At 37.4% G+C, this 12,596-nt stretch carries 14 protein-coding genes; 5 read left to right on the forward strand and 9 right to left on the reverse strand.

Going from position 1 to position 12,596, the window contains the following annotated elements:
- Nucleotides 1–123: 123 nt before the first annotated feature.
- A complete protein-coding gene (locus Q0W25_RS06320) occupies nt 124–2,838 on the reverse strand; it encodes a valine--tRNA ligase (RefSeq protein ID WP_298520322.1) in 2,715 nt (904 codons plus the stop codon).
- 156 nt (nt 2,839–2,994) lie between these two features.
- Here Q0W25_RS06320 and Q0W25_RS06325 point away from each other — a divergent pair, with 156 nt between their 5' ends.
- On the forward strand, nt 2,995–3,351 hold the full coding sequence (locus tag Q0W25_RS06325; RefSeq protein WP_298520325.1) for a hypothetical protein: 357 nt from the start codon (nt 2,995–2,997) through the stop codon (nt 3,349–3,351).
- A gap of 22 nt (nt 3,352–3,373) precedes the next feature.
- The gene (gene pheT / locus Q0W25_RS06330; protein WP_298520328.1) at nt 3,374–5,032 is read left to right on the forward strand and encodes a phenylalanine--tRNA ligase subunit beta; all 1,659 of its coding nucleotides are present in this window, start codon (nt 3,374–3,376) and stop codon (nt 5,030–5,032) included.
- Nucleotides 5,033–5,052: 20 nt separating this feature from the next.
- On the opposite strand, the gene Q0W25_RS06335 is transcribed toward pheT, so the two are convergent.
- The 6 genes from Q0W25_RS06335 to Q0W25_RS06360 are packed head-to-tail and all read right to left on the reverse strand — an operon-like array spanning nt 5,053 to nt 8,056.
- On the reverse strand, nt 5,053–5,193 hold the full coding sequence (locus Q0W25_RS06335) for a hypothetical protein (protein WP_297824603.1): 141 nt from the start codon (nt 5,191–5,193) through the stop codon (nt 5,053–5,055).
- The gene (locus tag Q0W25_RS06340; protein WP_298520331.1) at nt 5,194–5,598 is read right to left on the reverse strand and encodes a secondary thiamine-phosphate synthase enzyme YjbQ; all 405 of its coding nucleotides are present in this window, start codon (nt 5,596–5,598) and stop codon (nt 5,194–5,196) included. It lies immediately after the preceding gene.
- A 54-nt stretch (nt 5,599–5,652) separates the two neighbouring features.
- Entirely contained in the window at nt 5,653–5,880 is a 228-nt protein-coding gene (locus Q0W25_RS06345) for a hypothetical protein (protein ID WP_297824607.1), read from the reverse strand.
- A gap of 9 nt (nt 5,881–5,889) precedes the next feature.
- The gene (gene rpiA / locus Q0W25_RS06350) at nt 5,890–6,576 is read right to left on the reverse strand and encodes a ribose-5-phosphate isomerase RpiA (protein ID WP_297824609.1); all 687 of its coding nucleotides are present in this window, start codon (nt 6,574–6,576) and stop codon (nt 5,890–5,892) included.
- Nucleotides 6,576–7,013, reverse strand: a complete 438-nt coding sequence (locus tag Q0W25_RS06355) for a UPF0179 family protein (RefSeq protein ID WP_297824611.1) — start codon at nt 7,011–7,013, stop codon at nt 6,576–6,578. The genes rpiA and Q0W25_RS06355 overlap by 1 nt, the downstream gene beginning before the upstream one ends.
- Entirely contained in the window at nt 7,013–8,056 is a 1,044-nt protein-coding gene (locus Q0W25_RS06360; RefSeq protein ID WP_298520336.1) for an NAD(P)-dependent glycerol-1-phosphate dehydrogenase, read from the reverse strand. The genes Q0W25_RS06355 and Q0W25_RS06360 overlap by 1 nt, the downstream gene beginning before the upstream one ends.
- Before the next feature lie 149 nt (nt 8,057–8,205).
- Here Q0W25_RS06360 and proS point away from each other — a divergent pair, with 149 nt between their 5' ends.
- Genes proS through thiD form a run of 3 tightly spaced genes read left to right on the forward strand, consistent with a single transcriptional unit; the run spans nt 8,206 to nt 11,026 of the window.
- Entirely contained in the window at nt 8,206–9,609 is a 1,404-nt protein-coding gene (gene proS, locus Q0W25_RS06365) for a proline--tRNA ligase (RefSeq protein WP_297824614.1), read from the forward strand.
- Between the two features lie 7 nt (nt 9,610–9,616).
- Complete coding sequence (cofC, locus tag Q0W25_RS06370) at nt 9,617–10,291, forward strand: 2-phospho-L-lactate guanylyltransferase (RefSeq protein WP_297824616.1); 675 nt, start codon at nt 9,617–9,619, stop codon at nt 10,289–10,291.
- Complete coding sequence (gene thiD, locus Q0W25_RS06375) at nt 10,292–11,026, forward strand: bifunctional hydroxymethylpyrimidine kinase/phosphomethylpyrimidine kinase (protein ID WP_298520341.1); 735 nt, start codon at nt 10,292–10,294, stop codon at nt 11,024–11,026.
- Nucleotides 11,027–11,029: 3 nt separating this feature from the next.
- Here thiD and Q0W25_RS06380 read toward each other — a convergent pair whose 3' ends face one another.
- Both Q0W25_RS06380 and Q0W25_RS06385 read right to left on the reverse strand, forming a co-directional pair.
- Nucleotides 11,030–11,782 carry an ABC transporter ATP-binding protein gene (locus Q0W25_RS06380; RefSeq protein ID WP_298520344.1) on the reverse strand — a complete coding sequence of 251 codons (753 nt, stop codon included), beginning with the start codon at nt 11,780–11,782 and terminating at the stop codon, nt 11,030–11,032.
- 9 nt (nt 11,783–11,791) lie between these two features.
- Nucleotides 11,792–12,541: an ABC transporter permease gene (locus Q0W25_RS06385; RefSeq protein ID WP_298520347.1), complete on the reverse strand. Its 750-nt coding sequence runs from the start codon at nt 12,539–12,541 to the stop codon at nt 11,792–11,794.
- Between the last annotated feature and the right edge of the window lie 55 nt (nt 12,542–12,596).

Consider the following 12,596-nt stretch of genomic DNA (forward strand, 5'->3'; position numbering starts at 1 on the left):
ATTTACCGATAAAAGAGCTACAACAGTAATTGCTTAGGCAATTACTTCTTTTTTTTATTTTTTTAACATTTACTCACAGATGCATTTACGTTATTTTAAAAAAAAAGAGAAATAGAGAAGTAATTATCTAATTACTTCAACAATCATATCTAAGTTTTCGGATTGAAGGATATCAACTTTTTTACCTGATGCTCCAACAATCTCCTTTTTGATGTTTAACATATCTTCAGGCACCACAATCTCGCCGATTGTCAGTTCATGAGATTCCTCTAAAACAGCACCGATTTCATCAATGTCTGTTGATTTTAAGTAACCAATGATTTTGCCGGCATCTCCTTTGAATTTAGGTCCGATTTGAGACATGTCCGGTTCAACTTCAATGATTTTTTCATGAACTTCAGGTTTTCCTGCACTGATAGATAAATCCTTGATTTTTAAGGTACCTTCAATGTCATCACCGAATTCATTGAAGATTTCAACTAATGAATCGTCGAAAGTGTATACATTCACTTCAGCAAGCTCAGCATTCAATGGTATTTTGGAAGCTGATTTGAATCTTCTTACTTCATCAATCAATTCAACAGTGGTTTCACCTTTGTTTTCCATTTCTTTACTGATCAATTCTTCTTTAACTTCAGGCCATAATGTAGTGTGAATTGATTCATCGGAGAAGTATTGATAAACTTCTTCTGTAAAGAATGGTGCAATAGGAGCCAGCAATTTAAGTGAAGTTTCCACAACTGTCCTTAATGTGTATTTTGCGGCTTTTCTTGATTCGTCTGAAACATCTGTGTACAGCCTGTATTTTACAGCTTCGATGTATTCATCACAGAAATCATGCCAGAAGAATCTTTCGATTGATGTGATTGTTTGCGCAAAGTTATATTCCGCAAATGCATTGTCAACAGTCTTATTCAAGTTGTTGAGTTTTGATAAAATCCATAAATCAATTGGTCCTAGGTTATCCTTAACTTCTTCATAGGATATCTCTTCATCAAATATTTGCATGCTGATAAATCTGAATGCGTTCCAGAATTTTCTCAGGAATCTGTATCCGTGCTTAATGTCTTTCCAGTCAAATACCACATCAGATCCAGGAACACTGTTAGCAGCCCAGGTTCTTAGTGAATCTGCACCGTACTGTTCAATGACCTCTTCAGGACCAACTACAAACTCAGGTCTTGATTTACTCATCTTGTTTCCGTCTTCACCGAATACCATACCGTTAATTACGATGTCATCAAACGGCTTTTGGCCTGTCAATGCCAAACATCTGAGGGTGGTGTAGAACGCCCATGTACGGATGATGTCGTGTCCTTGCGGACGGATATTTGATGGGAAATGATTTACGTAATCTTCATCAGGCCATCCTGCAATGGATAGTGGTGAAATGGATGAGTCCATCCATGTATCAAGTACATCCTCTTCAGGAATAAATTCTTCACAGCCACATTCGCATGCATGTTTTGGCTTATCGACAGTAGGGTCTATCGGCAAGTCTTCAGGGTCTGGCAAAATGACTTTTCCGCAGTCCTTACAGTACCATACAGGTATTGGAGTAGCAAATATTCTTTGTCTTGAAATACACCAGTCCCATTCCATGGAATCCGCCCAGTTTACCATACGGGATTTCATGTGTTCAGGAACCCATTTCATCTCATCTGCTGCAACTTTGGTTTTTTCGATTAAATCGCGCACTGCAACAAACCATTGCTTTTTGACAAGAATTTCGATTGGGGTTTTGCATCTCCAGCATTGCCCAACGTTTTGGTCAACCTCTTCCTGCTTTAACAGGTATCCTTCGCTGTCCAAGTCTTCGATGGTCTGTTTTTTACATGTCTGCAAGTCCATTCCTTCATATCTTCCTGCGGCACTTGTCAATGTACCAGTCTCATCGATTGCATTGATGATTTCAAGGTCATATTTTTGAACCCAACTTACGTCAGTTTTGTCCCCAAATGTACAGATCATTACTGCCCCTGTACCGAATTCAGGGTCTACCTCTTCATCTGCAATTATTTTTACTTTTTGATGTGATAAAGGAACTTCCACATATTTTCCTAAAAGGTGAGTATATCTTTCATCTTCAGGGTGAATTACGACCGCTACACAAGCAGACATCAATTCAGGACGGGTGGTTGCAATTAAGATTCCTTCGTCTTTAGGGTCGGCCTGCTTGCCTGATGCCTGTGATGAAACTATATCATCATATGAATCTTCAACTGCAGGCGGGAAGTTAACATAATTTAAAAATGTAGTGTTATCGCCATATTCCACTTCTGCAAAAGCAATAGCTGTCTGACAACGAGGACACCAGTTTACAGGGTGAATACCTTGGTAAATCAATCCTTCATTATACATTTTCAGGAATGAATATTGGGTTCTTCTCATGTACTCTGGAGTCATTGTGACAAACTCGCGACTCCAATCCTGTGAATAACCCATCGCTTTCATGTCAGTTTTCATGCTTGCAATGTTTTTAGTGGTTAAATCAACACAATACTGTCTGAATTGTGCTCTTGAAACATCATTTTTGTTAATATTGTAAGTTTCTTCAACTTTCACTTCAGTCGGAAGCCCATGACAATCCCATCCTTGAGGGAATAATACATCAAATCCTTTTTGTCTTCTGTATCTTGCATTCATGTCAATGTAAACCCAATTTAGGACATGGCCTAAGTGAATTGCTCCAGTTGGATATGGTGGAGGGGTGTCAATTACATATCTAGGACGAGAGCCATCTCCAATGTATTTGTAGATTTCTTCATCCTGCCATTTCTGCTCCCATTCTTTTTCTTTTTTGAAATCATAGTCTTTAGGAATTTCTTCGTTTGACATATATTTTCTCCTAATAAATATAAATAAAAATAATATTATTAAATATGTATCTTATTATTTAAAAATATTAAGTAAAAATCCAAAACATAGATAAGTATATTATATAATAAAATCAAATTATTAATATTATCAATTATACAAAAGGACTGTGAAAAGATGAACTTAATATGGTTTTATGTTGCCATCGTATTGGCTATAAGTGATACATTACACACCACCATCATGTGGAAAATATTCAACAACTTCTACATAATACTCGGCGGTTTGATTCAGCAATCCACCCATTCAACATGGCAAACCTGGGTAATACACGAAATCATGGAAGCAGGATTCCATTTTATAGTTCTATCAATAGTTTTCTTGAATCCTACTGTTGGAATTCTAGCAGCCCTTATTCATTTTGTTATAGATGTGACCCATACCGTTTTCATACGAAATATGGGCGTAATAGAACATAGAGCTCTTCATTTTGTTGTTGAATCTCTATTTTTCATAGTATTATTTGGATTATAAAAATAATTAATGGAGTTATTAAATGCCAGTTATTACATTTAAATATCAGGATTTGAAAGATTTAGGAATCGATATGGAAAAAGATGAACTAATAGACACTCTCCCTATGATGTCTAGCGATATTGAAGACTTTGACGATGAGGAAATCAAAGTCGAATTCTTCCCAAACCGCCCGGACAATTTGTCCGTTGAAGGAGTGGCTAGATCTTTTAAAGGATTTATCGGTCAAGAAACTGGCTTTCCAGATTATGAAGTTGTCGAATCCGGCGAATATGTTACTGTAGATGAGGATGTTGCAGAAATCAGACCTTACATCGGATTTGCAAAAATAGAAAACGTTGACTTTTCAGGAGATAAACTCAAATATGTTATGGATTTCCAGGAAAACCTTCACTGGGTTATCGGAAGGGACAGGAAAAAAGTAGCTATCGGTATACACAATGCTGACGTTGTCAAAGGTCCTTTCAAATATATCGCAACCCCAAAGGATGCAAATGCATTCGTTCCTTTGGAAAAAGATGTGGAAATGACTCCTGATGAAATATTGACCCAACATGAAAAAGGAAAGGACTATGCTCATTTGATTGAATCATTTGATAAATATCCATTGATTTTAGACTGTGATGACAATATTCTATCCATGCCTCCGATCATCAACGGAGAGTTGACCAAACTCAAGGAAGATACCGCAAACATTATTGTGGATGTGACAGGAACAGACGAAAGGGCAGTCAATCAGGCATTGAATATCATCTGCTCATCATTTGCAGAAGTTGGCGGACAAATTAAAAGCATGGAAGTCAGATATGCAGATAAAACCATTGTCACTCCAGATTTGACCCCACAGGAACAGAACGTTCATGTTGATACCGCTAACGAATTGATTGGTGGAACCAGCTTAACCGCTGAAGACATCAAGGAACTGCTTTTAAAAGCCCGTTTCGGTGCTGAAATCATTGATGACAATGAAGTAAAGGCAATCATTCCTGCATACCGCGTAGATATCCTGCACGAAGTCGATGTTGTAGAAAACATTGCAGTACAATACCACATCAATGATGTTGTTGCCAAATTGCCGGACATCAATACTGTCGCTTATGAAAATAACTGGTTTAAGGCTGAAAGCACTATCCGTGAAGTGATGATTGCACTCGGTTTCCAGGAAGTAATGAGCCTGATGCTTACAAATGAAGAAGCACACTATGCAAAAATGAACCAGGAGGAAAAACCTCACGTTCAAGTTGCAAGACCAATCACAATCGACAGAACCATGATTAGAACCAGCCTGATCAACTCATTAATGGAATTTTTAGAAGACAACAAGCACGAGGACTTGCCTCAGAAAATATTTGAAATCGGAGATGTCCTATACTTGGATGAAACCAAAGAAAACAAGACCGTGGCTTCCAAAAAACTGGCTGGAGTGATTTGTCATTCAACTGCAAACTTCACTGAAATCAAATCAGTAGTGACAAGCGTTTTAAGTAACCTAGGATACACCATGGAAATATCAGACAGCGAAAACAAAACATTCATTGAAGGAAGGGCTGCTGACGTTGAAGGTAAAGCTCAAAAAGGTACAGTCAATGGATTCTTCGGTGAAGTATCTCCAGAAGTGATTACCAACTTCACTTTGGAATATCCTGTAATCGCTTTTGAAATTGAATTTAACAACAATTAAATTCACATTTTTTTCTTTTTTTAATACCACAATTTTCTCATTTGAATTTCCATTTGAGAGTACTGGCTCGCTTGAGGAGTTGCATCATAATTATTGAAAATAAGTATCAGTATTAATAAGATAATTATGATAGCTATTAAAATTAAGGTCCATCTTTTCAATTATTCACCAACCATTGTCAAAGTTACTGTTCTGGCACGTCTTGGTCCATCTAATTCGACGAAAAAAACTGATTGCCATGTGCCTAAGTCAAGCCTTGAATTTTTAACGGGCAAAGATTCGCTTGAAGAAAGCAGAAATGACCTCAAATGTGAAGAAGCATTATTGTCAATCCTGTCATGAGAATAGCTGAATTTATCTGAAACCAAATTGTTCAGCATGAATTCAAAATCATGAATCAATCCTTTTTCATTTTCATTGACAACAATGGCTGAAGTCGAATGCCTTGAAAAAATTGAAACGATTCCCTCTTCAATGTCTATCAGTTCATTGATTTTTGAGGTTATATCAATGATTTCAAACTTTTTGCTTGTATCAATCTTGAATGAATTGGATTTGACTGTCATCAGATAATGATTTGTAAAAACTAGTATAAATAAAAGAAAAAAAGGAAATGAATTTTAATAATATTTCTTTTTATGATCCAAAGCAGCATAGATAATGAATATTCCTATCAAAATAAGAACTATCTGTGGAAATATTGCGAATAGAATAGTTGGAATGATGCCCAACTCTGCAAGCAACCATAAAACTCCATAGATTACAATCAAAACTCCAAATATGATAGCTATCTTGTAACCCATCTCTTTTAAATCATAAAAAGGCATTCCGCCACCTGGGAAAGGCATGATTTTCACCTATAACTCTTTGGTTCCGTCTTCGGTTCCGACAATGACCTTGTCGACCATCTGTGAAAATATTCCGTTTTCCACTACGCCCGGAATTGCATTCAAATCGATTTCCAAATGCGCAGGTGACTCGATTTTGTCAAATTTGGCATCGATGACAAAATTACCGTTATCCGTGATTACAGGACCGTCCTTTCTTTTAGCCATCCTGATTTCACATTCTGCACCCATATCTTCAAGAGCTTGTATGACCAATCTTGATGCGTCAGGCAAAACTTCAACCGGCACTGGAAATGCACCTAAAGATTCTACACATTTTGACTCATCCACAATGACTATGAATTCCTTTGCAGCATAATCGACGATTTTCTCTTTGGTGTGTGCTGCTCCTCCTCCCTTAATTAGATTGAATTCTGAATCCACCTCATCTGCACCATCAACGGACAGGTCAATGTCGTTTTCTTCCAATGTAGTGATTGGAATATTACATTCTTTAGCCTTCAGTAATGATTGGAATGAAGTTGGAATTCCCTTAACGCTGATTCCTTCGTCTTTGATTCTCATTCCGACCTTTTCAATGAAATAATGGGTTGTTGAACCTGTACCAAGTCCTAAAACCATTCCATCACGCACATATTCTGCAGCCTTGTAACCTGCATTCTTTTTACTGGAATCATTGCTACTAGCATCTTTCATTATATCACAAACCCTAAAGTAAGTTTATTAAGCCTATAACCTTTCTTACATTCTTCTGTATGTTTTCCATCATTTTTCAAAACGATGCATTTGTCATTTTCTTCAAGCCCGTCAGGGAAACATAAATCATGGAAATCACAAGTTTCATCACAATCAGGGGCATTGTATGTGAATGTTGAGCCTTCAAAAATACTTTTAGATTCTGTCAGCAAATCTATTTTAGCCCTATCCACCTCAACGGGAATAACTGTCTCGCCTGAATGTATCGGACACTTCTGTTCATTGTCTTTCACGTCAATGACTTCGTATTTCCTGTTCTTTTCCAGGTTTCCAACACATGATGATTTAAATCTACAGCTTTCGCATTCTTCAGCAGGGCCTAAAAATACAAACTCCTGACCTTTTTTTGCCAAATCCTTACCAATTAATGTAATCATTAAATCACCTCAGTTCTATAAGCAAGCTCATAGGCCGCTTCTTTTGAAATTCCGTTATCTCCCAAGATTGTATATCTTTCAGGCCTGATTTCATGAGCCATCATCAACGCTTCAATGATGTCATCTTCAGCAATGTTCAGTTCTTTAGCTGTAGTTGGAGCTTGAACAGCTTTTAGGGAATCTTTAATAGCCTTCCAATCTCCACCATGAAGATACATCATCATGATAGTTCCGATACCGCATTGCTCACCGTGAAGTGCTGGCTTGTCCAATATCTTATCCAATGCATGTGAGAAAAGATGCTCTGATCCGCTGGCCGGCCTTGATGAACCTGCAATGTTGATTGCCATTCCTCCGCTGAACAGGGATTTCATGACTATGCGCGCACTGGCTTCAAGACCAGGTTTGATGTTTGCAACATTGTCAGTAATCAGATGAGCTGACATTATTGACAGAGCAGCTGCTGATTCACTGAATGGAGCATTTTTCAAACGATGGGCCAATTCCCAATCCTTGATAGCGGTAAAGTTAGCAATCAAATCAGCACAACCTGCAGCCAACAACCTGAATGGTGATTGTGCAATCACTTCTGAATCCGCAATGACCGCTATAGGTGAATGTGCATTGACAGATATGGAAGTATCGGGATTTTTTATTGATGCCATAGGAGATACAATACCGTCGTGTGAAGCAGTAGTTGGCATGGAAATAAAATAGACTCCTCTATTATATGAAGATAATTTAGCCACATCAATGACCTTTCCTCCACCTACACCTAAAACTGTAGTGTCGGAAGTGATGTATTCTTCAACTTCAGATATTGAGTCATAGGTCGCATTATCGACTTTGACAACATCACATTCAATATCTGCTTTTTCAAGGCTTTCCATTGCAGGCTTGGCACCCGCATCATATGTACGGTTGCCTGTAACTACCAAAATCTTTTTATCCAAATGCAATGACTTGCAAATATCTCCGGTATTTTTTATAATGTCCGGATCGATGTACACTTCACGAGGCATCTGTATTTTTCTATCGCTCATAATATCTCCTAAATTAAATTATACATAAATATATATGTATAAAATAATTATAAATAACTTTCTTTTAAAGTCAAATCAGGGATAAATAAACATTTAATACTAATTAAAAACAGATAATTTAATATTATAAAAAATTATTTTTAGGTGATATGGTGGAAAATTTTGACGAATGGTTTCATGATATTTTAGAACAAGCAAACATTACCGATTCAAGATACCCTATTAAGGGAATGGCAGTGTGGATGCCCTACGGTTTTCAAATCAGAAAACATTCAATGAACATAATAAAAAAACTATTGGATAAGGACCATGATGAAGTACTGTTCCCTATGCTTGTTCCGGAAACTGAACTTGCAAAGGAAGGAATTCATGTAAAAGGATTTGAAGATGAAGTATACTGGGTTACAAAAGGTGGACAGACAGAATTAAATGAAAAATTGGCTTTAAGGCCAACCAGTGAAACCGCAATATATCCGATGTATGCATTATGGATCAGAACCCACATTGACCTTCCAATCAAATACTATCAAATCGTTAATACATTCAGATATGAAACAAAACACACAAGACCTTTAATTCGTGTAAGGGAAATCACAACATTCAAGGAAGCTCATACAGCCCATGCAACCAAAGAGGAATCCGATGAACAAATCCAAGACTTCATTGCAATCTATAAGGAATTCTTTGATGATTTGGGAATTCCATATCTGATTTCAAAAAGGCCAGAATGGGATAAATTCCCTGGTGCAGACTACACAATGGCCTTTGATGTAATCATGCCTAACGGAAAAACCTTGCAGATTGGTACAATACACAACCTGGGTCAAACATTCGCAAAGACTTTCAACATTACCTTTGAGGACAAGGACGGAGAGCACAAACTTGTCTATCAGACCTGTGCCGGAGTTTCCGACAGAGTAATAGCTTCCGTTATTGGAATCCATGGGGACGAAAAAGGTTTACGCCTCCCACCAAAAGTATCACCGAACCAAGTTACCATAATTCCAATCCTGTTCAAAAAAGGAAAAGAAGAGGTTCTTGCAAAATGCAGTGAAATCAAAGAGCAACTTGAAGCAAAAGGATTGAGAGTAAACATTGACGACAGGGATATCAGGCCCGGCAAGAAATTCAATGACTGGGAATTGAAAGGAACCCCATTGAAACTTGAACTCGGACCGCGCGATTTGGAAAACAACATTACCATTGCAATGAGAAGGGACGAAGGAGAAAAAATAGAGCTTGCATTAGATGACTCCCTAGCAGACAATGTAATTGATTTATTAGATAAATCCCAGGAAAACCTCTCAAAAATAGCTTGGAACTTCCAGGATGAACATGTCAAATTTACAGAAGACATAGATGAAATTCCTGAGCTTGTCGAAGCAGGATACGTTGTCAAATTCAACTGGTGCGGCGATGAAGCTGTAGGAAAAGAAATCGAGGAAAAAACAGGCTATGACATCCTAGGTATCCAGGAAGAAATTGCAGAAGGCAAATGCATAGCCAGTGATAATGATGCAAAATACACTGCATTGATAGCTAAAACCTACTAGTGATAATATGGATGACATATATGCAATAATTCCAGTAACAAAGTTCAAAAAAGCTAAAACAAGACTTTCTCCATTTTTATCCGAAGAAGAGAGAGAAAAGCTCCTGAAAGTAATGCTTCAGGACGTGACTGATACCTTGAAAAAATATGTTGACAAGATATACATCATCAGTCGCGACGAAGAAGTCCTGAAGTATGCGGAAAGCCTGAATTTGAACACCATATTGGAAAACGACAATTCAAATTTAAACAAGGCATTAACCCAAGCGATGAAAATTTGCAAAGGAAAAGCAAGAAAGATAATCATCGTTCCAAGCGATATCCCATTGATTGGAAAAACCAATATCGCCATGCTGATTGAAGCATCAAAAAGCCTTGATTTCATCATTGTTCCATCAAAAGGAGGTGGAACCAACATGATTATCATGAAACCAATGGCAATCCACACAAGATTTGAAGGCTTCAGCTATAAGGAGCATGTGAAAGCTGCTGAAAGGAAAAAATTGAATCCTCAAGTTCACGATTCATTTTTCATGGCACTGGACGTCAATACTGCAGAGGATTTGGGAGAAATCATGCTTCACGGTGAAAAGACACACACCAGAAAATACCTGAAAGAGCTTAAGGTTAATGTCGAATCATACCGCGGAAACGAACGCCTGAAAGTTACACGAGCTGATTAGATGATTGTAATGAGCATAGCCGGCGTTGATCCGTCAGGAGGAGCAGGAGTTTATGCAGACTTGAAAACATTTCAAGCCATCGGCGTCTATGGATGCGGCATTGTGACTGCATTGACAGCACAAAACCCCTATAAATTCTTTTCAACACTTCCGGTTAGTGAGGAGTATATTGCAGAACAGATTGATGCAGTAATGGATTCCTATGAAATCGAATTCATAAAAACAGGAATGTTGTATTCACCAGAAATAATAAAACTGGTCTCAAAAAAGATTAGGGAATATGACTTAAAGGCAATTGTTGACCCAGTCATGGTTGCAACTTCAGGAGGAGACCTGACAAAAGAGGATATTGCAAAGGCCATGAACAGATACTTGCTTCCTCAAGCGATTCTGACAACTCCAAACGTTTCAGAAGCTGAAAAATTAACCAATCTAAGAATAACAACTGAAAATGAAGCCATTGAAGCTTCAAAAAAAATAAAATGCGATAATATCATCACAGGCGGCCATCTTGATGGAATAAATACACTCAACATTGGCGGCGAAATCACAATTAAAAAACAGGACCTTATAGAAACCGATAACCTTCACGGCACAGGATGCAATCTGTCCTCAGCCATTGTAGCTTATCTTGCAAAAAATAATGATTTGAAAACATCAATCCTAAAATCCCTGGATTATGTTTACGAAGGAATAAAAAATGGAAATTATGGAACATTAATAGCTAAATTGTAACCATTAGTCTTCCATATTCAACTGTTGAACAATAGATTCTTGAAGGGCAATGAATTCAGGTGATTCTCTTTTTCTTGGCCTTTCAATATCCACTTCAACTATCTTGGCGATTCTGCCAGGATTCTTATCTAAAATAACGATTTTATCAGCCAGATAGACTGCCTCATCAACATCGTGAGTAACGAAAACTATAGTATTTTCAAACCTTTTCCAAACACCAATCAGCTGTTCTTGAAGGCTGTGCCTATTTTGCATATCCACTGCAGAAAACGGCTCATCCATAAGCAATATCGGAGAATGGTTAAGCAAAGATCTGATAATTGCAACCCTCTGTTTCATACCACCTGAAAGTTCGTGGGGATAGCTATCCTTAAAGTCAATCAAGCCAACACTTGTCAAGTATCTCTCAGCAGCAGCAATGTTTTCAGCTTTGGAACCTTTTTTTGTCATTTCCAGACCGAAAGTTACGTTCTGAAGAACTGTCAGCCATGGGAAAAGGGAATATTGCTGGAAGATAACCGCCCTATCTCCTGAAGGCTTTTTGACAACTTCACCATTTGCAACTATTTCACCGGAAGTAGGCTGTTCAAGACCTGCAATCAATCTTAAAAGAGTTGTTTTACCACATCCAGATGGACCCAAAAGACAAATCAGTTCCCCATCATTGATTGTTAAGTTAATATTTTCTAAAACAGACAATTGGTCAGTTTTTTTACTTTTAAAGGTTTTATTAATATTTTTAACTTCAATTGACATGTAAAACACCTACCAAAATATCTTATCTTGAGCTCTGCTAAATACAAAGTCAAATGCAAGTCCAATCAAACCGATTACAATCATACCTACAACAGTTGTACCGGTATCAAAAAGGTTTGTTGCAGTTAAAATCATATAACCTAAACCACTACTGGACCCAATCATTTCCGCTGAAATTGTACACATTAAAGCAATTCCAATACCTACTTTTAAACCGGAAACAATATACGGAACTGTAGATGGCACCACTACGCGCTTCAAGACATTCCAATCGTTTGCCCCCAATGTCTGGGCGGATTCGACAAGAACCTTGTCAGTCCTTTTAACCCCATCAATTGTGTATACCAAAATAGGGAAAACGCAACCCATAAAAATAATGAAAACTGCAGGGAATGTTCCTATTCCAAACCATAAAATTGAAAATGGAATCCACGCTACAGGAGGAATCGGTCTTAAAACACTTATTACAAAAGTACATAAGTCTTCCAATGTCTTATACCAACCAAGCAAAATTCCTGCCGGAATAGCAACAATAGATGCACAAATCAAACCCGCAAACACCTTATATAATGTGTCTATAGTATTTGTCAAGAGTTTTCCGTTTTCAATTACAACCCATGCGGAATTTACCACATCCATAGGACTTGGCAGTATATAAGAAGAAAACAATTCTAAACCATCAGTTATACCATGCCAAATTAATATCAGGACAATCGGTAGAATCAATGGAATAAATTTATTTTTATAATTTTCTAACATTACATCACTAACTAAAAATTTTTATACATTAATAGTTATGTTAAACTAATATAAA

Origin of the sequence: uncultured Methanobrevibacter sp. (assembly GCF_947166415.1) — an archaeon.
Taxonomy (GTDB): domain Archaea; phylum Methanobacteriota; class Methanobacteria; order Methanobacteriales; family Methanobacteriaceae; genus Methanocatella.

Coding starts and splice junctions, on each gene's coding strand:
- Q0W25_RS06320 (WP_298520322.1), bottom strand. CDS start 2,838: ATGTCAAACGAAGAAATTCCTAAAGACTATGATTTCAAAAAAGAAAAA.
- Q0W25_RS06325 (WP_298520325.1), top strand. CDS start 2,995: ATGAACTTAATATGGTTTTATGTTGCCATCGTATTGGCTATAAGTGAT.
- pheT (WP_298520328.1), top strand. CDS start 3,374: ATGCCAGTTATTACATTTAAATATCAGGATTTGAAAGATTTAGGAATC.
- Q0W25_RS06340 (WP_298520331.1), bottom strand. CDS start 5,598: ATGACAGTCAAATCCAATTCATTCAAGATTGATACAAGCAAAAAGTTT.
- Q0W25_RS06345 (WP_297824607.1), bottom strand. CDS start 5,880: ATGCCTTTCCCAGGTGGCGGAATGCCTTTTTATGATTTAAAAGAGATG.
- rpiA (WP_297824609.1), bottom strand. CDS start 6,576: ATGAAAGATGCTAGTAGCAATGATTCCAGTAAAAAGAATGCAGGTTAC.
- Q0W25_RS06355 (WP_297824611.1), bottom strand. CDS start 7,013: ATGATTACATTAATTGGTAAGGATTTGGCAAAAAAAGGTCAGGAGTTT.
- Q0W25_RS06360 (WP_298520336.1), bottom strand. CDS start 8,056: ATGAGCGATAGAAAAATACAGATGCCTCGTGAAGTGTACATCGATCCG.
- proS (WP_297824614.1), top strand. CDS start 8,206: ATGGTGGAAAATTTTGACGAATGGTTTCATGATATTTTAGAACAAGCA.
- cofC (WP_297824616.1), top strand. CDS start 9,617: ATGGATGACATATATGCAATAATTCCAGTAACAAAGTTCAAAAAAGCT.
- thiD (WP_298520341.1), top strand. CDS start 10,292: ATGATTGTAATGAGCATAGCCGGCGTTGATCCGTCAGGAGGAGCAGGA.
- Q0W25_RS06380 (WP_298520344.1), bottom strand. CDS start 11,782: ATGTCAATTGAAGTTAAAAATATTAATAAAACCTTTAAAAGTAAAAAA.
- Q0W25_RS06385 (WP_298520347.1), bottom strand. CDS start 12,541: ATGTTAGAAAATTATAAAAATAAATTTATTCCATTGATTCTACCGATT.